Source organism: Lentzea albidocapillata (assembly GCF_000719115.1).
Lineage (GTDB): Bacteria > Actinomycetota > Actinomycetes > Mycobacteriales > Pseudonocardiaceae > Lentzea > Lentzea albidocapillata.
This window is the reverse complement of record NZ_JOEA01000024.1, coordinates 108,622-133,152: the sequence shown is the minus strand read 5'-3', so window position 1 is coordinate 133,152 and position 24,531 is coordinate 108,622. Positions and strand designations below refer to the sequence as shown.

Sequence of the window (24,531 nt, the reverse complement as noted above, 5' to 3'; positions counted from 1 at the left end):
TAGGGTGGTGCCGTGAACATGGACCAGCCCGAGCTCGCGGAGTTCTGGCGTCTCGCGCGCGAGACGATGGAGGGCGGCGGCCGGTCGGCGTTCAGCTTCCGCGTCGAGGACGCGAGGACCGCCACCGTCCTGGGTGAACTCCTGCGCAAGCCGATCGCCCACCCGGCCCGCCGGCAGATCTCGCTGGCACGCCTGGACGAACACGTCCGCGCGCACGGAAGCTCGCTGCCCGAAGTCCTGGAATCGGTGCACGGCAAGCCAGTCGGCATGTCGGCGGCGGAGGAGTCGACGACCGCGGACGCCGTCCTCAAGTTCGCGTTGCGCGAGCACGGACTGCTGTCGCGTCCGTGGGCCGCCGAGTGGATCGAGCACGTCCGCAGGTACGGCAAGATCCCGCAGCCCGCGTTGCCCATGATCGCGAACCAGGCCGCGGCGATCCTCGCGAAGCTCAGTCCCGAACCGCGCCGATGGACCACGCGGTTCGCCTTGGCGGGCAACGACTTGGACGACGGCCGCCCGTTGGCCCGCATCGTCGGCAAGGCCCTGCGGCTGGCCGGTACCGACTGGGAACGCGCCGGCGTCCTGCCCGACGCCTACAGCAGTCCCGTCCTCACTTCGCAGGGCTACCTGACGCTCAACGACACCCTCGACGCGGAGGCGGTCACCGTCGTCCGGTCGCCGCGCCTGCTCGAAGCCGGTGTGCCCGGCCCGTTGGTGGTGCTCCCGGACGGCCTTACGCCGCAGGCGAAGCACCACCTCGACGGCAGGACCGTCCGGTGCCACCACGACTTCACGCCCGACGGCATCCGTGTCGCCAACGAGGTCCTCGCCTGGACCGGCGGCACCCCGTGGCGGATGTCGGCAGCCGACTACCGCGAGGCCGTCGCCACGCTGATCGCGCGGGGAGTGGAACTGCCCACCCTGAACAGCAGGCCGGAAACCGCGAGCTGGGACCCCGACCTGGCCGGCACGATGGCGACCACGGGCCTGATGGTCACCGAGGAGCACGTGCTGCCGTCACTCCTCTGAAGCGGCCCCCGACCAGCTCTGCAACATGCGGAACGCGATCGACGCGCCACCGGCGAGGCCGAGTCCGGGAACGCTGCCCGGCTCCTCGATCGCCTTGCGGACGTCGGCCCGCAACACCCACTTGGCCTCGGCGATCTCGCCCTCGGCGAGCCGCAACGGCTCTGCGGGATCGGCCACGGCCTCGAACCCGATCATCAACGACCGCGGGAACGGCCAGGGCTGGGACCCGAGGTATCGGATGTCGCGCACCGAGATGCCGACCTCCTCGGCGATCTCCCGCGCCACACAGCCTTCCAGCGACTCGCCGGCCTCGACGAACCCGGCCAGCACGGAGAACCGGCCCTCCGGCCATTCCGGTCCGCGAGCGACGAGGACCTGGTCGGCGCCGTCGTGGACGAGGCAGATCACCGCCGAGTCGGTGCGCGGGTACTCCTCCCGCTCGCAGCCGGAACAGACCGACGTCCAGCCGGACTTCTCCAGCACCGTCCTGGCACCGCACTTGGCGCAGTACTTGCCGAGCCGGTGCCACTGGAACAACGCGGCGGCCGTGGTGAACAGCCCGGCCGACATGTCGTCGAGCGTCGCGCCGGCCTGCCGCAGGTCGAGCCACTGCGGGTCGTCCGTGAGCTCCGGCAGGCCCCAGGCACGGCCGGCCGGCACGGGCTCGTCGTCCTCGGCGGGCATCAGCACGGCGAACCAGGCCACGCCGTCCTGCTCACCGAGCAGGACGGCGTTCACGGGCGGCTGGTCACCGAACTCCAGGGCCGGCCAGTCGGCCAGCCGTGTGCCGCGATCGGCGACCAGTGTGCGGCCGCGCGTGTCCACGACGATCATCCGGGCCTTGGGCCAGAGCGCGGCGAGCTTCTCCTCGTCGCCGCGCAACGGCTCACCCCGGTCGACCGCGAACCGCGACAGCGCGGGCAGACCGACCAGTTCGAAACTCACTGGAACGAGACCCCGCCCAACACGGCCAGCTTCGGCTTGAGCGTCTCGGCGTCACCGACGAGCACGCCGGTGAAGTTGCCGGGAGCGAAGAACTCCAGCGCGGCCGCGGCCACCTGCTCCGGCGTGACGGCCGCGAGGCGCTGCGGGTGCGCCACGAGCCAGTCGAGGCCGAGACCGAGTGCGACGAGGTTCACCAGGAACGACGCCAGGCCGCCCTGCGAGGACGTGCTGGTGAGCAGCGTGCCGACGGCGTAGCTGCGCGCGGTGTCCACTTCGGACTCCGACGGCGGCACGAGGCCGAGGCGCGCCAGTTCGTAACGGGTCTCCAGCAGCGCCGCCGCCGTCACGTCCGAGGCCGTGTCGGCGTCGATCAGCAACGTCGCGCCGTGCACGGTGAACTCGGGGTGCGACCGGGCGCTGTAGGTGTAGCCCTTGTCCTCGCGGATGTTCTCGACCAGGCGCGACGAGAAGAACCCGCCGTAGACCAGGTTCGCGAGCTGCAGCGCCGGGTAACGCTCGTCGGTGCGCGGGATCGCCTGCGCCGCAAGGCGGATCTGCGACTGCACGGCACCGGCGCGGTGCACGAGCACCAGGTCACCACCGGACACCGTCGGCAGCGGCGGCAACTGGACGGCCTCGCCGTCGCCCTGCCACGCCCCCAGCGCCTCGCCGATCTGGGCCACGGCGTCGGCCGGCTCGACGTCGCCGACGACGACGATGACCGAGCCGCGCGGCAGCAAGGCCTTGCCGTGCAACGCCACCACGGCGTCGCGGGTGACGGCGGCGACCTCGTCGGCCTCCGGCATCTCCTTCGCGTACGGGTGATCGCCGTACAGGACCTTCTGCAACGCCTCGCGCGCGATGACACTCGGCTGCGAGCGGGCGATCGTGATGCGCTCGACCAGGCGGGCGCCCTCGCGCTCCAGTTCCTCGGCCGGGTAGGAGGCGCCGGTCAGGACGTCGGCCAGCACCTCCAGCACCGTGCCGAGGCCCGAGGCCAGGGCGTTGCCGGTGAAGCTCAGGCGCTCCGGGTCGACCATGGCGTCGAGCTCGCCGCCGACCAGCGCCAGTTCGGTGTCGATCTGCACGCGCGAACGCTTCTCGGTGCCCGTCAGCACGGTGTTCGCGAGGATCTCGGCCACCGCGGCGTGCTGGGAGCCGACGCTGCTGCCGGCCGGGTCCGCGAACGGGACGCGCAGCCGCACCTCGACCATCGGCACCGTGGCGCGGCGCACGGCGATGACGCGCAGGCCGTTCGGCAGCGTGGTGTCCACAGTGGACAGCTCGGCGGCCACCTTCTGCGATCCCAGCTCCGGCAGCGGACGGGGACCGGCCTCGGTACGGCCGATCTCGTCTGCCGAGCGATGGGTCTTGGCGGCGGTCACTGAGCTCCTCCGGTGGGCTTGACGAAGAGAAGGGCGCGGGAGTCGGGACGCAGCGCCTTGGCCGCGGCCGACACCTCGTCGACGGTCACCGAGGCGATCCGACGGGGGAGTTCGTAGATCAGCTCGGCACGGCCGAACAGCAGTTCCGCCGAGCCGAGGCCCAGCGTGCGGTTCGTGAGCCGGTCGTGCTCCTTGTGCATGGTCGACGCCCAGCGGGCGGTGACCTTCGCGAGCTCCTCGGCCGACGGCGGCTCCTGCGCGAGCTTCTGCAGTTCCTCGTCGATGGCCGCGACCACCTGGTCGGCGGAGACCTCGGCGGCGTGGATCGCGGTGATGCTGAACGTGTCCGGGTCGCGGGCCTCGAGCGGGCCGAACAGGCCGCAGCCCGCGTTCAGGTCGATCACGATGCCCTCTTGGTGCACCAGGCGCTGCTGCAGGCGCGAGCCGTCGCCGTCCGCCAGCACACCGGCGAGGACGAGGTACGAGAGGTAGCCGTCGATGTCGGTGACCGGGTCGGGCACGCGGTAGCCGATCGCGATCGCGGGCAGCGGCGCCAGCGCGTCGCCGTGCTCGTGCCGCACCTCGCCCTGCGGGGCGGGCTCGGCGAACGAGGGGCGCTCCGGGCGCGGCCGCGCGGGCACGTCACCGAAGTGCTTCTCCACCAACGTCTTCGTGGTCTCGACGTCGAGGTCGCCCGCCACCGTCAGCACTGCGTTCGCCGGGCTGTAGTAGGTGTCGAAGAACTCCGCGCAGTTGTCGACCGTCGCGCTCTCCAGGTCGACGAAGTCGCCGTAACCGTTGTGCGCGTTGGCGAACGTGTTGAACAGCACAGCGGGCAGGAGGATCCAGGGGAACCCGCCGTACGGGCGGTTCAGCACGTTGAGCCGGATCTCCTCCTTCACCACGTCGATCTGGTTGCGGAGGTTCTCCTCGGTGAGCTTGGGCGCGCGCATGCGGTCCGCTTCGAGGAACAACGCCCGCTCCAGGGCCGCGGACGGCAGCACCTGGTAGTAGTCGGTGTAGTCGGGGTGCGTGGACCCGTTGAACGTGCCGCCCGACGACTGCACGTGCCGGAAGTGGGCGAGCTTCTCCAGGCTCTCGCTGCCCTGGAACATCAGGTGCTCGAACAGGTGCGCGAACCCGGTGCGCCCCTCCGGCTCGGAACGGAAGCCGACGTCGTAGTGCACGCTGACGCCGACGACCGGTGCGCCGGCGTCGGGGGCGAGCACCACCCGCAGGCCGTTGGGCAACGTGAACCTGTGCAGTTCGGGTGAGGCCATGGCGCAAGACTACGGGTTCGGCGTCCGGAGCGATCGCAGGTGGCCCGCCTGGGCGAGGACGCCGTCGAGAGCCCCCAGGAACGCCGGGAAGCTGCGCCGGAAGTCCGAGCCGGTTCCCGAGTTGCCGTACCAGTAGAGGTCCTGCTGACCGAACGTGCCGATCCAGCGGTCGGTCTCGCCGAGCACCACCGCGTACGGCAGCGACCGGGAGAACACGAGCTCGCGGTCGGCCTCGGGGACGTCCTCCGGCGTCACCCCGGCGAGGTAGCCGCGCAGGCCGCGGACGTGCTCCAGCAACTCGCTGCCGCGCTTGGTGCGGGCGGGCATCGACCGCGCGCCGAACGCCAGCGCGACACCGCCGGCCGCGACGACGAGCCCGAACAGCGCGTTGCCGATCGTCAGCGCCAGCACGACCGTGGCGGCCACGCCGAGCACCGCGACCACGATTCCGGCCCACCAGAACAGGTTCCGCTCGGCGTCCGGGCGGCGCACGAACCAGCGCTTCTCCACGACGTCGGAGTAGAGGCGGTCGCGCACGGTCGCGAGGTCGATCTGCCGGCCGCGCAGCGCGGACACGCTCACCGCGTCCGCGCCCTGGGGCAGCAGTGCCTCGCAGACCGCCTTCTCGTAGCCGGACAACGAGTCGTCCACCGGGTTGCGGCGCACGATCTGCCAGTCGTGGCCGTCGGTCTCCGTGATCCAGAGGTAGTTGCGCACGGCGAGGTCGATGACCGTGGCGGTCACGTCGACGACGTCCACGTGCTCGTCGACGACGGTGCCGACCTGACCGGGCAGCACGCCGTCCGGAGAGGCGAAGGCGACCCGGTTGTCCTGGTCGCGGACCAGCACGGAGACCGCGCCGACCTCGCTCGCGAGCGCCGCCGCGTCCCGGCCGCGCAGGTACCAGAGCAGCGCGACACCGCCGAGCAGCAACACCAGCAGCCCGCCGAGCGCGGCACCGCTGGCCGGCGTGAGCGCGAACGCGGCCGCGAGACCGGACTGCTCGACCACGACGGCGTTCGGGGGCACGACCCCGGCGGACAGTCCGATCGCGACGTCGACGCGTTCGCCGGCGCCAAGCTTGATCTCCTGCGCGCGCACGCCCTTGCCGTCCGCGAGGTCCGCGCTCGTGCACGGCTGCGACGAGCCGACCGGGCCCGCGAGGCAGTTGACCGACGTCGGTGAGTCGGGTGCGGAGAAGGAGACGGCGACCTTGTCCAGCTCGGTGTCCCAGCCGCCCGCGACCTGCCAGCGGACCTCCAGCGCGTCACCGACGGGGGCGACGGCGCCGACGACCGTGTAGGTCAGCGTGGACTGTCCGCCCTCGAGGGTGACGGAGAAGCTGTCGTCGTCGGTGGAGGTGCTGCCCTTGCCCTCGACCTTGGCGTCGGTGACCTGGTACTGGCGCTCCAGATCGTTACCGGCCGCGAGTCGCAAGGGGACGGTCCGCTTGACGATCTTGCCGTCGGGCACCTGAACGGTCTCGGTGACGGAGAGCCGGGCGTCGCGCTCCAGCTTCATCCGCACCTCGGTGCTGACGGTGCCGGGAAGCGGCTGCGCGTGCGCGCCGGCCGCCGTCCCGAAAGACGTGACGGACGTCAACGCGACGGCGACGAAGATCGCCGCACCCCAGTTCTTCAACACGGCTGCGGACAATAGCGGAGTCCTCATATGCTCCGGCGGACTTTCGAACAGACGCCATCTGGGGGATCTTCGGCGATGACACAACCACCGTCGCCAGGCAATCGGCCACCGCCACGCCCGGTGGGCCCGCCGCCTGTGCCCGCCGCACCGCCCTACGGCCCGCCGATGCCTCCCCGCCCCGGTCAGGGGCCTCCGCCCGGCGCGCGTCCGCCGATGGGACCGCCGCCTCCGATGGGGCCTCCGCCGGGAGGCCGCCCACCGGCAGGCCCGCCACCGCCGATGGGGCCGCCTCCTCCTTACGGCCCACCCATGGGCTCGCCTCCTCCGTACGGCCCGCCGCCCGGCCGCATGCCACTGCCACCGCCGCGTCCGGTGATGCCTCCACCGCAACCGACGTGGGGCCACCACCCGCACCCCGGCGCGTTCGCACCACCGCCCTACCCGATGACGCCGCCCCGCAGGAGCAACAGCGGCCCGGTCCTGGCGCTCGTCCTCGGCGGCGTCGTGATCCTCGGCCTGGGCGCGATCGGCATCTTCTCGGCGACGCTGAACAACAAGGTGAAGGACACGGGCTACTCGAACTACACGACCTACAGCCCGACCTTCACGTCGGCTACGACGACGACAACGACCACCACGACGACGTCCACGCGCACCTCGTCGACCCGCACGCCGAGCACGCAGCAGACCCCGGTAGGCCCGAAGGCGGTCTACAAGCTCGCCGACCACCCGATCTTCAGCACCAACATCGGCGCGAACGACTTCGACTCGTGCCCGTTGCCGCGGATGGAATACAGCCCCGCGGGCGAGAAGCGGTTCCTCGAAGCCGCGCTGCCGTGCATCGAGAAGGCGTGGCAGCCGGCGCTCAAGGCCGCCAACCTGCCGTACCAGCCGGCCGAGCTGCAGGTGTTCACCGGCACCACGCAGACGCCGTGCGGTTCGCGGCAGAACAACACGACGGCGATGTTCTGCCGCGGCGTCATCTACTGGCCCGGCAACTACTACGCGAACGAGGGCGGCACGACGGTCCGGCACCCCGGCGTCTACCTCGGCCAGCTCAGCCACGAGTACGGCCACCACGTCCAGTGGCTGACCGGCATGCTGCGCGCCGCCGACCAGGCCCAGTACGACGTCGGCGGTTTCGACACCCCGAAGGGCCTGGAGCTCAACCGCAGGCTTGAACTACAGGCCACCTGCCTCGGCGGCATGACGCTCGCGCCGTTCTCGCACAAGAACGTCGTGCCGATGGAGGTCGTGAACACCGGGTTGAGCGACGCGGGCAAGCGCGGTGACTACAACCGCAGGCCGGACCACGGCAGCGCGCCGAACAACGACCGCTGGGTGATGCACGGCCACAAGCAGAACAAGATCAACGCGTGCAACACCTGGGCGGCGAGCTCCGGGGACGTCTCGTGAACCGATCCCCCGGCCCGTGCGTCTCAAGGAGGTGGACGGTCGGGGGACGCGTGATCCCGGTCCGCCTATGCTCGTACCCGACCCAGGATGACCATTGGGGGGACCTCAGGCGATGACGCAACCACCGCCACCGGGCAACTGGCCGCCGCCGCCTCGCCCGGTCGGCCCGCCACCGATGCCCGCGCCGCTCGGGCAGCGTCCGCCACAGGGCCCACCGCCTCCGTACGGCCCGCCGCAGGGCCCGCCGCCCGGCTACTACGGCCCGCCGCCGCCTCATGGCCAGGTCATGCCGCCGCCGCAGCAGTCGTGGGGCCCGCCTCCCGGCTACGGCCCGTACCCGCCGATGCCACCGCGCCGCAGGAGCAACGGCCCGATGATCGCCCTGATCCTGGGCGGTGTCGTGGTCCTCGGCCTCGGCGCGGTCGGTGTCTTCGCGGCGACCCTGAACAAGAAGGTGGAGGACGCGGGCTACTCGAACTACACGACGTACAGCCCGACGTTCACCCTCCCGACCACGACCGACGCCCCGGCGACGACGAGCAGCGCACCGCGCGCGTCGGCGTCGCGCACCCCGTCCGCCCCGGCGACCCCGGCGGGCCCGAAGGCCGTCTACGCGCTGGCGGACCACCCGTTCCTCAAGCCGGGCTTCGGCGCGAACAAGCTCTCCGGCTGCGCACTGCCGGCGATGGACTACTCCCCGGCCGGCCAGGACCGCTTCCTGCGCGCCGCGCTGCCGTGCATCGAGAGCATGTGGAAGCCGGCGCTGAACGCCGCGAACCTGCCGTACCAGCCGGTCGAGCTGCACGTCATCACCGAGACCGCGCAGTACCCGTGCGGCACGGTCCGCCCGGACCAGACGGCGCGGTACTGCCAGGGCGGCATCTACTGGACGGCGAACGCCTACGCCGCCGAACGCAACCCGAGCAACCCGAACCACCCCGGCAAGTACCTGGGCCAGCTCGCCCACGAGTACGGCCACCACATCCAGTGGCTGACCGGAATGCTCAAAGCCTCGGACCGCGCGCAGTACGACGCGGGTGGGTGGGATACTCCGAAGGGCCTCGACCTGAACCGCCGGATGGAGCTGCAGGCGACCTGCTTCGGAGGCATGTCGCTGGCCCCGTTGTCGCACGGAGCGATTCCGATCGAGGTGATCCGGGTGGCCCTGACCGACGCGGGCAGCCGGGGCGACTACGACATCTACCCGACGAAGGACCACGGCACCCCGCAGAACAACGCGACCTGGGTCGACCGCGGTTACAAGTCGAACAAGGCGTCCGACTGCAACACCTGGGCAGCCGACCCCGGCGCCGTCTCTTAGGGGGAGAACGTGACCCAACCGGCCAAGAACAACCCGGTCCTGTTCGCGGGAGTGTTCGTGCTGGTGGTCGCGTTCGTCCTCGGAATCGGTCAACTGAGCCGTCCCAGAGTGGTCGCCGGCCACGCCCTGGCCGGTTCACGCCCGGCGGCGACTCCCCCGACGGAGCCGTCGACGCCGATCCGGCCGCGGGCGGTCTTCCGCCTGGCCGACCACCCGTTGCTGGTGAAGCCGGCCTCGCTGAGCCCGGTGACCTGCGCGTTGCCGCAGTTCGGCACCTCGGACGGCCAGCTGGCGGCCTACTACGCGGCCGGCGTCGAGTGCCTGGACACCGCCTGGGGCCCGCTGCTGAAGGCGGCGAACCTGCCGTTCGACAAGCCGGAGCTGGACGCGTCGCCGGTCCTGAAGGACGGCCCGTGCGGCCAAGCCCCGGAGTCGGATCACGCGGTGGCCTACTACTGCGGCCGCAACCGCACCATCTACATGCCGACGGCCCGCCTGCGCGACAACGGCGGCGGCGACGCCCCAGCGACGCACCTGGCCACGCTGTCGCACGAGTACGGACACCACGTCCAGGCGCTGACGGGCCTGCTGCGGGCAGCGGACCTGAAGATCACCGATGCGGGCGAGAAGACCCCGGCGGGCCTGGAGATGTCGCGGCGGATCGAACTGCAGGCGAACTGCTTCGCGGGCATGTTCCTGAGCTCGGCGGCCGGGCGCGGTTCGCTGACGGCGGGCCTCGCGCGGCAGGCGCAGGAGGACTTCCAGTTCGCGATCGAGGAGAAGCCCGAGAACAACGCGCACGGTTCCGCCAAGAACCAGGCGCAGTGGGCGGCCGCGGGCTTCAAGGCGAACTCGACGGACGCCTGCAACACCTTCGCGGCCTCCGCGGCCCAGGTCGGCTAACTCAGGTAGGTCTGCCCGTGCGTCCACACCCCGATGGAATCAAACGCGGCCCGGCTCGGCGACCGGATTGACCGCGGGCAGCACCACACGGAACACAGCGCCCTGATCGGAGGGCTCACAGGTCAGGTCTCCACCGTGTGCACGGATCACGCCACGGGCGATTGCCAGGCCCAGCCCTGATCCACCGGATCGCCGGTCGCGGGCGTCGTCGAGCCGCACCAGCCGGTCGAAGATCCGCTCGCGTTCGGCCTCGGGCACGCCCGGCCCGTTGTCGGACACGGTGAACCCGGTCAGGTCGACCCGGATCCGGACGGTCCCCTGTGGACCGGTCGCCTGCCGGGCGTTGTCCACGAGGTTCGCGAGCACCTGCGCCAGCCGTTGCCCGTCCCCGACCACCGCGACCGAGACGCCCTCGGCCGTGATGTCGAAGTCCGGCGCCACGAACCGGGTCCTGGACACCTCGGCCTCGGCGAGGCCCAGCAGGTCCACCGACTCGCGTTGCATCTCGTACCCGGCGTCGAGCTGGGCGAGGGCGAGCAGGTCGTCCACCAGCCGTCCGGCTCTTCTCGCTTCCCTGACCAGCAGGAACGACATCTGGTCGCGATCGGGCGAGTCGACGGGAGCCTGCACGAGCGCCTCGGCCACGGCCTGCACGCCGGTGATAGGCGTCCTCAGCTCGTGCGCGGCGTCGGCGACGAACCGCCGTGTTCGCTGTTCGGAGCCCTCCAGCGAGTCGAGCATGCCGTCGAACGCGGCCGCGGTCCGTCCCAGCTCGGTGTCGGTCCTGGACGGGTTGAGCCGTCCGCCCCGGTGCCCGGCGGCGATGGCCTGGGCCAGCGAGGTCATGGCGTCCAGCGGTGCCAGCGCTCTGCGCACCACCACGACGATCAGCGCGCCGGTGATGCCGATCGCCGCGAGTCCCAGGATCAGCAGCAGTTTCCGCAGCCTGTGCTGGGCCTGCGAGATCGTCTCAGTGTCGGCGTAGAGGGTGACCTTGTTGCGCTGGACGTTGCGGACCTGGCGCTCGAACTGCCCCTCTGCGGGCGCGCTGCCGACGGTCGTGCCGTTGGGCAGCTCGATGGTGACGTGGATGTTCCGCTTTGTCAGCACGCCGACGACCTCGGCCGGACGCCTGCCGTTCTTCAGCATCTCCACCGCACGCGCCCCGGCGTTGTTCAGCACGCCGTCGACGTCCTTGGAGGACTGCCCGGCGAACGTCCGGTCGACCGAGATCACCAGTGCCACGAGCACCAGGAACAGCACCAGCAGCACGGACACCGCCACCCGCCGGCGCAACGAGACCGTGCGGAGGTTCATTCCTCGGCCCGCAGCACGTACCCAAGGCCGCGAACGGTGTGGACGAGCCTTGTGCCGTGTTCCTCGATCTTGCGGCGCACGGCGCTGACGTGGACCTCGACCAGGTTCGGGTCGTAGTCCTCGTAGCCCCACACTGCCGTGAGGATCTGCGTCTTGGACACCACTCGCCCGCGCTGGGCCGCCAGGTACACCAGCAGCCGCAGTTCGGTCGCGGTCAGCTCGATCGGCCGGTCGGCGCGCATGACGACACCGGCGTCGGCGTCCACGACCAGGTCGCCGACCTGCACGGTCGACGGCGTGCGGCCGAGGCGGCGCAGCACCGCCGACACCCGTGCCACGAGCTCTGCCAGCACGAACGGCTTGCCCACATAGTCGTCGGCGCCTCCGGACAGCCCGCGCAGCCGGTCCGGCACGCCGTCGCGCGCGGTCAGCATGACCACGCCGGCACCGGACGAGCGGCGGATGACCTCGAGCAACTGAAAGCCGTCGCGGCCGGGCAGCATGACGTCGAGCACGACCAGGTCGGGGCGGAAGCGACCGAGGTCGGCCTCCAGCTGGCGCCCGTCCAGGCGGTGCTGCACGTCGTACCCGGACTCACGCAGCGCGGAAGACACCGCGGCACCGATCGCCTCGGCGTCCTCGATCACCAACACCCTGGCGGACACCTCACCATTCTGCTGATCATCGGGACTTCGGGCGACTCGCCTTCAGCTTGCGCTCAGAATGCACGCGCAGGCTGATGCGCATGTCGAAGAAATCAGCGTGGGCCGGCGCCATCGTCGCGGCCTTCGGCCTCACGGTCGGCGGCATCGCGGTCGCGACGGCGGCCGAAGGCCCCGACCGCCCACCGAACGCGGCGTTCGCGGAGCGCCACCTCGGCGCACCCGGTGGCCACGGCAAGCCCGGCCGTCCGGACAAGGCCAAGCTCAAGGACAGCACGCTCGTCGTCGGCCGGGTCAAGTCGGTCGAGACCGGCAAGCTCACGATCACCAAGGACGACGGCAGCGAGGTGTCGTTGACCACTGACGGCTCCACCAAATTGCGCGGGGGCGACCTCGCCGGGCTCAAGGCCGACCAGCGCGTGACCGTGCGCGTGAAGGACGGCAAGGCGCTGAACGTGGCGCTGGCGAAGGCCCAGGCGCGGGGCACCGTCAAGGACGTCAACGGCGACAACGCGACGTTGATCCAGGTCGACGGACTGCAGACGTCGCTGGACCTGTCCGCGGTGACCGAGAAGCCGAAGAACGGCGATCTGGTGGCCGTGAGCGGTTCGGTGACCGACGGCAAGACGATCAAGGTCGAGCAACTGCGTCAGCTGCCGAAATAAACCTGGGCTCCACGCGGGCCGTCGCGTCTGCGAACATCGCAGTGTGGCGGTTCCGCGAAGCCCGGACAGATGGGTGTTCATCCTGCTGGTCGTCGGACTGGTCGGGATAGGGGTCGCGGTCGCGCTTTTGGTGCCCGCCAGCGTGCTGGGCGCCAAGGAACCCCCTAGACCCGTGACGGCGACAGTCGTCGAGAGCGGCTCGTGCGGCCAGGGCATGGACACCGTCGAGTGGGACGCCGGCGGCGAGAAGAAGCAGGCCAAGCTCGACGGCTGCGGTCACACCAAGGGCGAGACCGTCGAAATCGTCAACACCGGCGGCGACATGGTGTCCTCCGCCGCCTCACTGCCCGCCGGACTCCCGGTCGGGCGCCGCCTCACCGCGCTGCTGCTGTGCATGGCAGCGCTGGCGGGCGGCTTCTACGCGTTCCTCTTCCGCTACGCGCCTCTGCGCGCACCGGCCGTGATGCCTACTCCCCGCCGGGCGGAGTCACCTTCTTGACGTAGAGCAGCCGGTCTCCCAGCTCGATCGCGTCGGCCTCCGGAGCGTCCACCCGGAACAGCGTCCCGCCCCGCACCACGCCGAGCACGATGTCGGGCAGGTGCCGCGGCGATCCGCCGATCTCGCTCTTCTCGACGTCCCGCTCGGCGATCGCCAGCCCGGCGTCGGGCGTGAGCAGGTCCTCCACCATCGCCACGACGGACGGCGTCGCGGTGGCCATGCCGAGCAGGCGACCGGCCGTCTCGGACGACACGACCACCGAGTCGGCACCGGACTGCTTGAGCAGGTGCTCGTTCTCCCGTTCCCGCACCGACGCCACGATCTGTGCCTTGGGCGCGAGTTCGCGGGCCGTCAACGTCACCAGCACCGCCGTGTCGTCCCGGTTCGGCGCGACGACGATCGCGCGTGCACGAGCGGCACCGGCGACCCTCAGCACGTCGTTGCGCGTACCGGACCCATGCACGACCACCAGCCCCTTGGCGGACGCCGCGTCCAGCGACTCCTGCACGGTGTCGACGACGACGATCGAGCCGGGGTCGACACCGTCGCCGAGCAGCGCCGCGACCGCCGAACGCCCCTTAGTGCCGTAGCCGACGACTACGACGTGGTCACGCACAATCCGCCTCCACTTTTGAATGCGCAACGCCTGACGGGAGCGCTCCGTGAGAACTTCGAGTGTCGTGCCGACCAGCACGATCAGGAACAGGACCCGCAACGGCGTGATGACCAGAACGTTGATCAGCCGAGCTGACGACGACGCGGGCGTGATGTCGCCGTAGCCAGTCGTCGAGAGAGAGACCGTCGCGTAGTAGAACGCATCGAGCAGCGAGACGCCGTCCTCGTTCACATCGCGATAGCCGTCTCGGTCCAGGTAGACGATCATCACCGCGAGCAGCAGCGCCGCCATCGCGCCGATGACGCGCTTCAGGATCGCGCGGACAGGGCTCTCGACCTTGTCCGGCATCCTGATCACGCCGACGAGCGAGTGCGACGCTTCATCAGACAGGCTCATCGGGACAACCTCTTCGCGATCTCCGCTTGGGCAAGCATCCGCCACAGGTGAGCAGCCGCCTCCGCGCCTTGAAGGAGCACCGGCACCACTACGCGCTCGTTCGGCGCGTGGACGCGATCATCCGGCAAGGTCGCGCCGAGGTAGACGAGGGGCACCCCGAGTCGCTGCTGGAGCACCGCCGCGGGCCCGGAACCGCCGGCCCGCGCGAACCGGACGGGCTGGTCGAACGCGAGTTCCATGGCCTCCTTGACGGCGGCGTTGGCCGGGTCGTAGGGGCTGATCGCGTACGGAGGCACGCCTTCGCCCCTGAAGCCGACCCGCGCCGTGATGCCCGGCGGGGTGTGCTCGGCGACGAACCGGCTGAGCTGCTGCTCGACCTTCTCCGGGCGCTGGTCGGGCACGAGCCGGAAGCTGATCTTCGCGGTGGCGGTCGCGGGGATGATGGTCTTCAGACCGGGGCCGGTGTAGCCGGCGCTGATGCCGTTGACCTCGGCGGTGGGCCGGACCCAGATCCGTTCGAGCGTGCTGTAGCCGGTCTCACCGTAGGTCGCCTGGGCGCCGCCACCGTTGCCCTGGAGCCACTTCCGCTCGTCGAACGGCAGCGCGGCGTAGTCCTCGCGTTCCTTTGTGGACGGTTCCCGGACGTCGTCGTAGAAGCCTTCGAGCCGGATCCTGTTGTCGTCGTCGTGCAGCGCGGCGATCAGTTTCGCGAGAGCCGTCGCCGGGTTCGGAATCGCACCGCCCGCACGCCCGGAATGCACGTCGTCCGTGCCGCCTTCGAACGTGATTTCGGCGCCGAGAACACCCCTTTGCCCAGTGGTGACCGTCGGCGCGTCACGTTCGTGCAATGCCGTATCGGTGAACACCACAAGATCACAGCCGAGTTCGGCTTCGTGATCTTCGAGCAGCTTTCGCAGATGCGGCGATCCCGATTCCTCCTCGCCTTCGACGAAGAGTTTCAACGTGACGCTCGGCGCATTCTGCCCGGTGGCAGCGAGATGCGCTTTGACCGCGAGCAGGTGCATCGCGACCTGTCCCTTGTCATCACTCGCGCCACGCCCCCGGATCTCATCGCCGCTGATCAAGGGCTCGAACGGCGGGTAGTCCCAGCGTTGCACCGGATCGACCGGCTGCACGTCGTGGTGCCCGTAAACGAGCACGGTGGGCGCGTCCGGATCGTCCGCCGGCCAGCAGGCGAACACGGCAGGCAGCGCCGGCCCGTCACCCCAGACCTCGACCTCCGGCCAGCCGTCCTCTCGCAGCGCGTTCGCCAGCCACTCGGCGGATCTCCGCACGTCAGCGTGATGCGTCGGGTCGACCCCGATGCTCGGAATCCTGATCCACTCGCAGAGCCCGGTCACGAAGGAGTCGGCCAGCGCGGCGACAGCGGCGCGTTCGGGGCGTTCTGGGAGTTCGGGGCGTTCGGAATGACGAGAATCACCTGCCACGGCAGTGGAGAATAGGCCAGCCCCGCCTCGCCTACGCGGCGTAGGCATGACAGGGTGACGCCATGGAACCAACCCGTTCCCGAGCGCGGTCGGCGCTGGCGCTCGCCGCACTGCTAGGTCTGGCCGGAGCAACCCACTTCACCAGGCCGAAGTACTACGACGCGATCGTCCCCCGCTCGCTGCCCGGCACCCCGAGGCAGTGGACGTACGTGTCAGGTGCCGCCGAACTGGCCGTGGCCGCCGCAGTGGCCACCCCTCGAACCCGCCGTATGGGCGCCTTCGCGGCAGTCGCACTGTTCGTGGCCGTGTTCCCGGCGAACGTGAAAATGGCTCTGGACTTCCGGGACAAGTCCCCCAAAGCCCGCGCCATCGCCTACGGCCGCCTGCCGCTGCAGATCCCACTCGTCGCATGGGCGTGGAAAGTGGCGAAAGCCTCCCCATGACCACCCTGGGTAATCCTTAACCAAGTATCCCGCAAACGCTGTCATTTTCTGCGCGAGGAACCTTAGGATGCGCCCTGTGCAAACGCTCCTCCAGCGCGCCGCGACCTCACTCGGCTGGGACGGAGTCGTCGTCCCCGACGTCGCCGTCCTGGGCCAGCAGGTGTCCGCGGTAGTGCGTTTGCTGCCCGACGTACACGAGTGGAGAACCCAGAACGGCTGGCCCCCGAGAGCCGACCCGTCCTGGTTCCGCTCGTGGTTCGAGCCAGAAGCACACGACCGCCTCCCCGTGGCCGCCGTGGAACTGGTCGGCGTCCTGGTGAGCGAGTCCACGACAGACCGCGCCCTCCAGTCGTGCGGCACTCTCCTGACCCTGGCCCCGTGCGCGGTGATGCTCCCCCGCACCGACGAGTCGCAGGCCTGGTCCTTCATCGAACTCGACTACTACGGCATCGGCGTCGTCGTGGGCGACGACAGCGGGGCCGAGCTCATGGTGCCGCCGGAGGACCGGTCGCCCGAGTTCGGGCCGTCGCTGTTCGGGCGGTGGCTGCTTGAGGTGCTGTATGAGCGGGTGTTGAAGGCGTCGCACGCGCCTGCGGGCAGTTCGCAGGGCTGAGGGTGAGGACGACAGCTCGCTCGCAGGGTTGAGCTGGTCGCAGGGCCGAGCGGAGGCTGGTCTGCTGCCCCCGCGCGCTTCCTTGTCACGCAACGAGTGAAACGCGACTTAGGTTCCCGGCTATCCACAGGCTACCCAGCAGAAGATAACCGCAGGTCAAAAAGCCGCAACCTGTGGACAACTCGCGATCATGACCCCACCGAGCGGATCAGGTCCTTCAGGCCCTGCTCGTCGAGCAGGTCCGCCGGCCGCACCGTGTGGTCGTGCCGCACGTAGTGGAAAGCGGCCCGCACCTGCTCCAGCGGCGCGCCGATCAGGGCCGCCCACGCCAGCCGGTACGCGGCGAGCTGTACGGACAGGGCCGGCAGGGCCTCGGCGTCCGGGACGGCGCCCGTCTTCCAGTCCACGACGGTCCAGCCGTCGGGGTCTCGGTACACGGCGTCCATGCGGCCGCGGACCGAGATGCCGTCGAACTCCGCCTCGAACGGCACTTCCACGTCGTGCGGTGTGCGGTCTGCCCAGTCGCTGGCGAGGAACGACTCCTTCAGGCGTTCCAGGTCCGCGTCCGGTGCCGCGTCGGCGTCGCCTGCGCCTGGCAGGTCGTCGATGTCGAGTAGGCGGGTGGCGCCGAAGCGGTTTTCCAGCCACGTGTGGAAGGCCGTGCCTCGGCGGGCCAGTGGGTTCGGTGGGAACGGGAGTGGGCGGCGTAGGCGGCGGGCCAGCAGGTCTGGGTCCTTGGCGAGTTCCACCAGCTGTGAGACCGAGAGGTGGTCTGGGAGGGCCACCTGTTCTCGGCGGTTCTGGGAGGCGGCTCGTTCGGCCAGGAGGACGTCGACGTCGCGGGCCCAGCCGTCTGGGTCCTCGTCCAAGGGCATTTCCGGGTCGTCTGGGATGACGTCGTCCGGGAGTGGTTCGGGCTCCGGCGGGAAGTCGTCGTCCGGGGGCTCGTCGGTGGGGGGCGGGTAGTCCTCGTCGAGGACCTCGGCCGGGGGCTCTTCGAAGATCAGTGGCAGTGGTGCCGGTGGGGCGTTGCGCAGGGTGTCGAGCGCGGCCAGGACGAGCTGGGCGCCCTCGACCACGGCGTCGCGGCGTTTGCCGAGGGGGTCGGCTGGCCAGATCGAGGACTTCACGTCCTCGGCCAGTGGGTTCGGGGTGTCCGCGTCCGGTTCGGGTGCCCAGCTGGACACGTCGCCGGGCGGATTGTCGCGCTGCAGGACCTCGTGCATCTCCTGCAGGAAGATCGATGGGCCCTTGGGCTTGCCGCCGGCCTCAGCCCACCAGTGGCCCGACATCAGCAGGCTGTGTTCGGCTCGGGTGACGCCCACGTAGAAGAGGCGGCGTTCCTCCACGAGGCGGCGTTCCTCGAACTCCTCGGCGTGGATGGTGAGCGCCTCGTCGACCTCTTTGCGGTTGTAGCCGGCGGACAGTTTCAACGTGGGCAGGTCGGCCGAGTCGCCGCGCAGGGGGGCCGGCAGTTCGGTCACGGACTTGAGCCAGCACGAGGACTTCTTGCGGCCCGGGAACACGTCGCGAACCAGGTGCGGCAGCGCGACGATGTGCCACTCCAGGCCCTTCGCCGAGTGGACGGTGAGGATCTGCACGCGGTCTTCGGAGACCTCGACCTCGCCGGGTTCGAGGCCGTCTTCGGCGTGCTCTGCCGTGTAGAGGTAGTCGAGCAGCGACGGGAGTGTGGCGGACGGGGAGGCGGCGGCGAAGTCCGTCACGACGTCGGAGAAGGCGTCGAGGTGGGCGCGGCCGACCATGCCGGGGCGTGACATCGACTCGATGTCCAGCAGCAGGGTGCGTTCCACGTCGGCCACCAGTTCGGGCAGTGGCTGGTCGAGCCTGCGCCGCAACGCCGCGAGCTCGCCGCCGAGCCGCCGGATGCGCCGGTAGCCGTCGGTGGAGTAGGCGTCCGGGTCGCCGGGGTCGTCCAGGGCGTCGGCCAGGCCTGCCTGTTCGGCGTGTTCGCCGGGCAACGCGTCGGCCAGCACCATCAGCGGATCGTCCACAACGGACTGTCGTGGTGCGACGCCCGCCAGGTCACGGGCCCTGGACCACAGCGCGGCCAGGTCGACGGCCGCCAGGCGCCAGCGCGAGCCGGTCAGGAGGCGGGCGGCGGCGGTGCCCGCCAGGGGATCGACGAGCACCCTCAGGGCCGACACCAGGTCGCGCACCTCGGGTTCGTCCAGCAAGCCGCCGAGGCCGACCACCTCGACCGGCAGGCCTCGTTCGCGCAACGCGGCGGCGATGGCGGCCATGTCCGAACGGCGGCGCACCAGCACGGCCGCGGTCGGCGGCACGCCCTCGGTGTCGAGGTGCGCTTCCCATTGTGCCGCAACGTTGTCCGCCATCCAGTCGAGCTCCTGGCGGATGTCGGCGTGCAACGCCAGCCGGACGTCACCCGGTCCGGCGCCAGGCCTCGCGCGCAGCTCGTCGACGTCCAAGCCGGCTTCCCGCAACGGCAACGAGACGGCGTTGGCGAGTTCGAGTACCTCAGGCGGGTTGCGGAAACTGGTCAGCAGGCCGAACTTCTTCGTCGGCGGGAAGTCGTCGGCGAAGCGCGGCAGGTTCGCGGCCGACGCCCCGCGCCAGCCGTAGATGGCCTGCGCCGGGTCGCCCACGGACGTCACCGGCATCGGCTTGCCCTCGCCGAACAACGACCGCAGCAACACGCGTTGCGCGTGCCCGGTGTCCTGGTACTCGTCCAGCAGAACGGCGCCGTACCGCTCACGTTCCCCGGTGGACACCTCGTCGAACGCGGCGAGCTGCGCGGCCAGCGACATCTGGTCCGCGAAGTCCAGCGCGGCTTCCTTGCGCTTGCGCTGCTGGTACGCGTCCAGCAACGGCAGCATCGCGATCCGCAACCGTTGCGCCGCAACGATCTCGCGCAGCTTCTCCGGCAACGCGTCCCGCTGGCGGGGCGCACGCGGCGCGTTCTCGACCAGCGCGCAGAACTCGAGGGCGTGCGCTTCCAACGCCTCGGGCGTCACCAGGTGCTCGCCCAGCTCTCCGGCCAGCGACAGCAGGTATCCGGTGATCGTCGCCGGCACCTTGTCCGTGTCGAGGTCGCGAGCCCACGTCGACACCACCCGGTGCGCGAGCTGCCACGACGCCGTCTGCGTCAGCAGCCGCACGCCGGGCTCCACCGGCAACCGGAGCCCGTGCTCGGTCACCAGGCGCCCCGCGTAGGCGTGGTAGGTCAGCACCACGGGCTCGCCGGTCAGCACGGCCATCTTGCGCTCGCCGCTGGGGTCGAGATCGTCCAGCAGGGACGATCCGGCCAGCCTGCGCAGCCGGGCACGCACCCGGTCCGCGAGCTGGCGCGCGGCCTTGCGCGTGAACGTCAGGCCGAGCACGCGGTCGGGCAGCACGAGCCCGTTCGCCACCAGCCACACCACGCGCGCGGCCATGGTCTCGGTCTTGCCTGCTCCGGCGCCCGCGATGACCAGCGCGGGCTGCGCGGGCGCGGCGATCACCTCGGCCTGCTCGGGTGTCGGCTTGTTCAGCCCGAGCGCCTCAGCGATCTCAAACGGGCTGACGGTCACCAGTACATCTTCCTACCCGGGCCGGACGCGTCCGCACCACCCGGGACGGTGTGTTCGCCGACAGTTCGAACGCATGAAACACGCAGGTCGACAGTACTTACTCGCTGACCTGCCGGCCGGACGGGTGGACCGGGCACGTCGTGCGGGCCGGGCAGCGGTCGCAGTCCGCGTTCTCCCGCGCCGTGTAGTTCGGCCCGAGCACGGACTCCGCGGCACCCTGCACGACCTCCAGCCACGCCTGCACGCCCTGCTCGTCCAGCGGTGCCTGGGTACGTTCGACGGCTCCTGTCGTCTTGTCCTCCTTCGCCACGTAGAGCAGGCGGGCACCGCCTGGCTCGGTTCCGAGTCCGATGTGGGTGAAGCCGCCCAGCGACGACGCGAGCTGGTAGACGGCCAGCTGCGGGTGTTCCTGCGAGGCCTCGCGCGACACCGGGCTCTTGCCGGTCTTGAGGTCGATCACCACGGGGCGGCCGTCCTCGTCCTGTTCGAGACGGTCGACCCGGCCCCTGACCTGCAGCCACGGCCCGCCGTCGCGTTTCGGCACGTCGACGACCATCTCCTCCTCGACCGCGACCTGCGTGAGCTGGCTGCGGCTCATGGCCAGCCACGCGAGGAACGTGTCGAGCATCTTCTCCACCCGCAGGCGTTCGCGGCGGGAGAACCACGGGGCACCGGCGTCCACCGCGGCCCACGCCTCGTCGAGTTTCACCCTGAGCTGCTGCGCGTCCGCACCGGACGACGCCGCCTGCGCCAGTGCGTGGACCAGCGTGCCCGTCACCGAGGCGAGCTCCGCCGGGTCCTGCCCGCCGTGCCGCTCGACGACCCAGCGCAACGGGCACTTCGTGATCACCTCGATGGTCGACGGCGTCACGCTGACCTTCTGCTCTTCGGTCCACAGTGGAGCGTCGATGGACACTTCGGCCAGGCCGTACCAGGACTCCGGGTGCGCACCGGGCACACCCGCCTCGACCAGCCGGGCCAGCTGCTCGGCGGCACGCGAACGCCGATCAGGGCCCTCGGAGTCCGAGCACACGACGCGGCGCAGCTCGCCGACCAGTTCGCCCAGCACCAGACCGCGCTGCGGCCGGTGCAGCTTCCGTTCGTCCTCAGCGGACGACTCGATCTCGTCGAGGAACCGCGACGGCTGCTCGTCCTCCCCCCGCACGGCACTGATCAGCAGCTTCGACCGCGCACGGGAAGCGGCGACGAGCAGCAACCGGCGTTCCTCGGCCAGGATCGGCGCCACCGCCGACACCGAGGGCTCCATCCCGGCCAGCACGTCCACCATGCGTTCGACGCCCAGCACCGTGCCGCGCAGCCGCAGATCCGGCCAGCTGCCCTCCTGGACGCCGGGCACCGCGACGACCTCCCACTCGCGCCCGGCGGCCGAGTGGGCCGTCAGCACGGACACCGCCTCCCCGGTCGGGGCCGAGGCGGCCAGCGTGTCGCCGACGATCCGTTGCGACTCCAGGTAGTCCGCGAACCCGGCGACACCCGAACCCGGCAACCGGTCGACGTACTTCGCGGCCGCCTCGAACAACGCCACGATCGCGTCGAGATCGCGGTCCGCCTGCATGCCGAGCAGCCCGCGCCGGGCCGACTGCGCCACCCAGCGCTCCTGCAGACCTGTCGCCGTCCACAGGTCCCACAGCACGACCTCGACGGACTTCCCGGCCTCGATCGCCTTGCGCGCCAACGACAGCAGGTGCCCGATCCGCCGCGCCGGCAACGACTCCGCGTCCTCCAAAGCGGCCAGCCTGTCCCCGCTCTCCACGACCTCGACGAGCAGGTCGCCACTCGGCCTGTCCCCGCCCGCGGCCATCTCCAGGCGCCGCAGACCACGCCGCAACCGCCGCAGCGCCAACGGATCCGCGCCACCGTACGAGGACGACAGCAGCATCGCCGCCGTGTCCTCGTCCAACGAACCCGGCGAGGCGGCGGCACGGACGAGAGCGAGCAACGGACGCACGGACGGCTGCTGCGCCAACGGCAGCTCGTCCGACGCGACGGACACCGGCACACCGGCGGCGAGCAGAGCCCGTTGCAGCACCGGCAGGGACAACGTGGCCGACCGCACCACCACGGCCATCTGCGACCACGGCACCTCGTCGGCCAGGTGCGAACGCCGCAGCTGGTCCGCCACCCACGTCGCCTCCTGCGCGGACGACGCGAGCAACCGCACCTGCACGGAGCCCTCGCCGTCGACCGGATCGACCATGCGCGCGGGAGAAGCACCGGGCAAGCGGGCCGCCAGCCTGGCCACCGCGTCCCGGACCTCGGGCATCATCCGGTGCGACTGCCGCAGCACGACGGTCTCGCCGTCGGCGTCCCGCAGGATCTCCGGATCGGCACCGCGGAACGTGAAGATCGCCTGGTCCGGATCACCGGCCAGCACGAACCGCGCGGCTCCCGACCCGAGCGAGCGGATCAGCGAGTACTGCATCGGATCAAGGTGCTGCGCGTCGTCGACCAGCAGGTACCGCACGCGCCGCCGTTCGGCGAACAGCAGGTCCTCGTCGTTCACGAACGCCGCGTAGGCCGACGACACGAGCTCGGCCGCGTCGTAGGCGGGGGCGTACGCCGTCGCGGAGTCCAGCCCGGACAACAGGTTCACCGCCTCGTACTGCGCCCCGAACCGCCCGGCCGCCACCCACTCGTCGCGCCCGTGCTGTTCGCCGAGCTCGATCAGGTCTTCCGGCCCGAGCCCGCGCTCCGCCGCGCGCAGCAGCAGATCCCGCAGCTCGTGCGTGAACCCCGGCAGCTCCAGCGCCGCCCGCAACCGCTCCGGCCACTTCAACGCGCCCAGCTCCACGTCGCCGGCGAGCAGTTCGCGCACCATCGCGTCCTGGTCCGGGCCGGACAGCAACCGCGGCGGCGGCTCGCCCAGCAGCACCGCCTGGTTGCGCAGCACGGCGAACGCATAGGAGTGCACGGTCCGCACCAACGGCTCGCGGATCGCCGACAGCCGCCCCGTCAGCAACTGCGTGATCTGCGCGCGCAACGCCACCGACGCGCGTCTGTTCGCCGTCAGCACAAGCACGTTCTCGGGATCTGCCCCGTGTTCCAGCACGACGTGCGTGGCCAGCTCGGCGAGCAGCGTCGTCTTGCCGGTGCCGGGGCCGCCGAGCACCCGGACGAAGCCCTCGCGGGAGAAGACCCGCTGGGCAGCGGCGTCCCACCGGGGACGCGGGCGCGTCTCCGGCCTTCGGCGGACCAGCTGCGGTGGAAGTGCCACGACTCGATTGCACCATGCGGCACCGACAAGATCGTCAAAGGCCGCCCGACCAGGGGCGAAACGGCGCCGGGCGAACCACGGCCGATTTCGTCTACCTTCTTGACAGATAGTGGTGGTCTAGTCCATTTTTGAAGACGTTGTGAGCCCCTCACCGCAGCTCCGCCGCCCTGGACCGAGCAGTCTTGGAGGACTGATGAAGCGGTTCCTCGTCGGCGCTGTCGCTGCCACCTGCGCGGCGATCATGCTGCCCACGACCGCACAGGCGGCCGTCAACCCCGTGCTCGCGGCGCCCTACCTCTACCAGTGGGGTGGCCGGCCCAACCCCGCCACGGTGATGCAGCAGACGGGCATCAGGTCGTTCACCCTCGCGTTCATCCTCAGCGACGGCACGTGCAACCCGAAGTGGGACGGCTCCCGTTCGCTGACCGGCTCGGACCGGACCCTGATCAACTCGATCCGCGCGGCGGGCGGTGACGCGGTGCCGTCGATCGGCGGCTGGTCCGGCAACAAACTCGGCCAGTTCTGCGGCTCACCGGCCGCGCTCGCCGGCGCCTACCAGAAGGTGATCGACGCCTACGCACTCAAGGCGATCGACATCGACATCGAGGCCGCCGAGTTCGAGAACAACACCACGCAGGACCGCGTGCTCGGCGCGCTGAAGATCATCAAGCAGAACAACCCGAGCGTGAAGACGGTCATCACCATGCCGACCGACCGCACCGGCCCGAACTCCTGGGGCAAGCGCCTGATCACGCGGGCCAAGGAACTCGGCGCGCCGATCGACACGTGGGCCGTCATGCCGTTCGACTGGGGCAGCGGCGGTGACATGTTCGCCCTCACCAAGAGCGCCGTCGACGGCCTGAAGAACCACGTCAAGTCGACGTACGGCCTCACCGACGACGCGGCGTACCGGCGCAGCGGGCTGTCGTCGATGAACGGCAAGACCGACACCGGCGAGACCGTCACCCCGCAGAACTTCCGCGACATCGTGACGTGGGCGAACTCCAAGCACCTGGCACGCGTGTCGTTCTGGGCCGTCAACCGGGACCGCGGCAACTGCGGGGCGATGAGCTCCTCGTGCAGTGGCATCAACCAGCAGACCTACGAGTTCACCAAGGCGCTGGCGAAGTTCACCGGCTAGAAAACTTCTCCGGTGGCCGGACGTG

19 protein-coding genes are annotated in these 24,531 nt (G+C 70.6%); 9 read left to right on the top strand and 10 right to left on the bottom strand.

Translation table 11 applies throughout. The features are described 5' to 3' along the window. Window positions 1-18 precede the first annotated feature (18 nt). Window positions 19-1,029 (top strand): DUF2399 domain-containing protein, encoded by a 1,011-nt coding sequence (locus IG04_RS0134645; protein ID WP_245816662.1) that lies wholly within the window; start codon window positions 19-21, stop codon window positions 1,027-1,029. Here IG04_RS0134645 and nudC read toward each other — a convergent pair. Genes nudC through IG04_RS0134625 form a run of 4 tightly spaced genes read right to left on the bottom strand, consistent with a single transcriptional unit; the run spans window position 1,018 to window position 6,283 of the window. After that, on the bottom strand, window positions 1,018-1,974 hold the full coding sequence (gene nudC, locus IG04_RS0134640; protein WP_030480962.1) for an NAD(+) diphosphatase: 957 nt from the start codon (window positions 1,972-1,974) through the stop codon (window positions 1,018-1,020). The genes IG04_RS0134645 and nudC overlap by 12 nt on opposite strands. Continuing rightward, window positions 1,971-3,359: a M16 family metallopeptidase gene (locus IG04_RS0134635; protein ID WP_030480961.1), complete on the bottom strand. Its 1,389-nt coding sequence runs from the start codon at window positions 3,357-3,359 to the stop codon at window positions 1,971-1,973. Before IG04_RS0134635 ends, nudC begins: the two co-directional genes overlap by 4 nt. Further along, entirely contained in the window at window positions 3,356-4,639 is a 1,284-nt protein-coding gene (locus tag IG04_RS0134630) for a M16 family metallopeptidase (protein ID WP_030480960.1), read from the bottom strand. Before IG04_RS0134630 ends, IG04_RS0134635 begins: the two co-directional genes overlap by 4 nt. Window positions 4,640-4,648: 9 nt before the next feature. Continuing rightward, entirely contained in the window at window positions 4,649-6,283 is a 1,635-nt protein-coding gene (locus IG04_RS0134625) for a DUF2207 domain-containing protein (RefSeq protein ID WP_051771277.1), read from the bottom strand. A 309-nt stretch (window positions 6,284-6,592) separates the two neighbouring features. On the opposite strand from IG04_RS0134625, the gene IG04_RS0134620 reads away from it, so the two are divergent. From IG04_RS0134620 to IG04_RS0134610, 3 genes are all read left to right on the top strand, one after another. Then, entirely contained in the window at window positions 6,593-7,699 is a 1,107-nt protein-coding gene (locus IG04_RS0134620) for a neutral zinc metallopeptidase (RefSeq protein WP_245816649.1), read from the top strand. A gap of 112 nt (window positions 7,700-7,811) precedes the next feature. After that, complete coding sequence (locus tag IG04_RS0134615; protein WP_245816650.1) at window positions 7,812-9,020, top strand: neutral zinc metallopeptidase; 1,209 nt, start codon at window positions 7,812-7,814, stop codon at window positions 9,018-9,020. A gap of 9 nt (window positions 9,021-9,029) precedes the next feature. Beyond that, window positions 9,030-9,923 (top strand): neutral zinc metallopeptidase, encoded by an 894-nt coding sequence (locus tag IG04_RS0134610; protein ID WP_030480956.1) that lies wholly within the window; start codon window positions 9,030-9,032, stop codon window positions 9,921-9,923. Between the two features lie 39 nt (window positions 9,924-9,962). Here the strand turns inward: IG04_RS0134610 and IG04_RS0134605 are convergent, their stop codons facing one another. Together IG04_RS0134605 and IG04_RS0134600 are read right to left on the bottom strand one after the other, a co-directional pair. After that, window positions 9,963-11,240 carry a sensor histidine kinase gene (locus IG04_RS0134605; RefSeq protein WP_030480955.1) on the bottom strand — a complete coding sequence of 426 codons (1,278 nt, stop codon included), beginning with the start codon at window positions 11,238-11,240 and terminating at the stop codon, window positions 9,963-9,965. Further along, entirely contained in the window at window positions 11,237-11,905 is a 669-nt protein-coding gene (locus IG04_RS0134600; protein ID WP_030480954.1) for a response regulator transcription factor, read from the bottom strand. Before IG04_RS0134600 ends, IG04_RS0134605 begins: the two co-directional genes overlap by 4 nt. A gap of 80 nt (window positions 11,906-11,985) precedes the next feature. On the opposite strand from IG04_RS0134600, the gene IG04_RS0134595 reads away from it, so the two are divergent. Both IG04_RS0134595 and IG04_RS0134590 read left to right on the top strand, forming a co-directional pair. Then, complete coding sequence (locus IG04_RS0134595) at window positions 11,986-12,567, top strand: single stranded DNA-binding domain-containing protein (protein WP_030480953.1); 582 nt, start codon at window positions 11,986-11,988, stop codon at window positions 12,565-12,567. Window positions 12,568-12,610: 43 nt separating this feature from the next. Beyond that, on the top strand, window positions 12,611-13,066 hold the full coding sequence (locus IG04_RS0134590) for a hypothetical protein (protein WP_144065633.1): 456 nt from the start codon (window positions 12,611-12,613) through the stop codon (window positions 13,064-13,066). On the opposite strand, the gene IG04_RS0134585 is transcribed toward IG04_RS0134590, so the two are convergent. After that, complete coding sequence (locus tag IG04_RS0134585; protein ID WP_030480951.1) at window positions 13,035-14,078, bottom strand: potassium channel family protein; 1,044 nt, start codon at window positions 14,076-14,078, stop codon at window positions 13,035-13,037. The genes IG04_RS0134590 and IG04_RS0134585 overlap by 32 nt on opposite strands. Further along, a complete protein-coding gene (locus IG04_RS0134580; protein WP_051771272.1) occupies window positions 14,075-15,526 on the bottom strand; it encodes a M20/M25/M40 family metallo-hydrolase in 1,452 nt (483 codons plus the stop codon). The genes IG04_RS0134585 and IG04_RS0134580 overlap by 4 nt, the downstream gene beginning before the upstream one ends. A gap of 62 nt (window positions 15,527-15,588) precedes the next feature. On the opposite strand from IG04_RS0134580, the gene IG04_RS0134575 reads away from it, so the two are divergent. Both IG04_RS0134575 and IG04_RS0134570 read left to right on the top strand, forming a co-directional pair. Beyond that, window positions 15,589-15,969 carry a DoxX family protein gene (locus IG04_RS0134575; protein WP_030480949.1) on the top strand — a complete coding sequence of 127 codons (381 nt, stop codon included), beginning with the start codon at window positions 15,589-15,591 and terminating at the stop codon, window positions 15,967-15,969. A 76-nt stretch (window positions 15,970-16,045) separates the two neighbouring features. Beyond that, entirely contained in the window at window positions 16,046-16,582 is a 537-nt protein-coding gene (locus tag IG04_RS0134570; protein WP_173850022.1) for a hypothetical protein, read from the top strand. Window positions 16,583-16,770: 188 nt separating this feature from the next. Here the strand turns inward: IG04_RS0134570 and IG04_RS0134565 are convergent, their stop codons facing one another. Together IG04_RS0134565 and IG04_RS0134560 are read right to left on the bottom strand one after the other, a co-directional pair. Then, entirely contained in the window at window positions 16,771-20,130 is a 3,360-nt protein-coding gene (locus IG04_RS0134565) for an ATP-dependent helicase (RefSeq protein WP_030480947.1), read from the bottom strand. A gap of 97 nt (window positions 20,131-20,227) precedes the next feature. Beyond that, entirely contained in the window at window positions 20,228-23,365 is a 3,138-nt protein-coding gene (locus IG04_RS0134560; protein ID WP_030480946.1) for an ATP-dependent helicase, read from the bottom strand. A gap of 193 nt (window positions 23,366-23,558) precedes the next feature. On the opposite strand from IG04_RS0134560, the gene IG04_RS0134555 reads away from it, so the two are divergent. Next, a complete protein-coding gene (locus IG04_RS0134555) occupies window positions 23,559-24,506 on the top strand; it encodes a chitinase (protein WP_030480945.1) in 948 nt (315 codons plus the stop codon). Window positions 24,507-24,531 lie beyond the last annotated feature (25 nt).

Coding starts and splice junctions, on each gene's coding strand:
- IG04_RS0134575 (WP_030480949.1), top strand. CDS start 15,589: ATGGAACCAACCCGTTCCCGAGCGCGGTCGGCGCTGGCGCTCGCCGCA.
- IG04_RS0134620 (WP_245816649.1), top strand. CDS start 6,593: ATGGGCTCGCCTCCTCCGTACGGCCCGCCGCCCGGCCGCATGCCACTG.
- IG04_RS0134585 (WP_030480951.1), bottom strand. CDS start 14,078: ATGAGCCTGTCTGATGAAGCGTCGCACTCGCTCGTCGGCGTGATCAGG.
- IG04_RS0134615 (WP_245816650.1), top strand. CDS start 7,812: ATGACGCAACCACCGCCACCGGGCAACTGGCCGCCGCCGCCTCGCCCG.
- IG04_RS0134645 (WP_245816662.1), top strand. CDS start 19: ATGGACCAGCCCGAGCTCGCGGAGTTCTGGCGTCTCGCGCGCGAGACG.
- IG04_RS0134630 (WP_030480960.1), bottom strand. CDS start 4,639: ATGGCCTCACCCGAACTGCACAGGTTCACGTTGCCCAACGGCCTGCGG.
- IG04_RS0134605 (WP_030480955.1), bottom strand. CDS start 11,240: ATGAACCTCCGCACGGTCTCGTTGCGCCGGCGGGTGGCGGTGTCCGTG.
- IG04_RS0134595 (WP_030480953.1), top strand. CDS start 11,986: ATGTCGAAGAAATCAGCGTGGGCCGGCGCCATCGTCGCGGCCTTCGGC.
- IG04_RS0134555 (WP_030480945.1), top strand. CDS start 23,559: ATGAAGCGGTTCCTCGTCGGCGCTGTCGCTGCCACCTGCGCGGCGATC.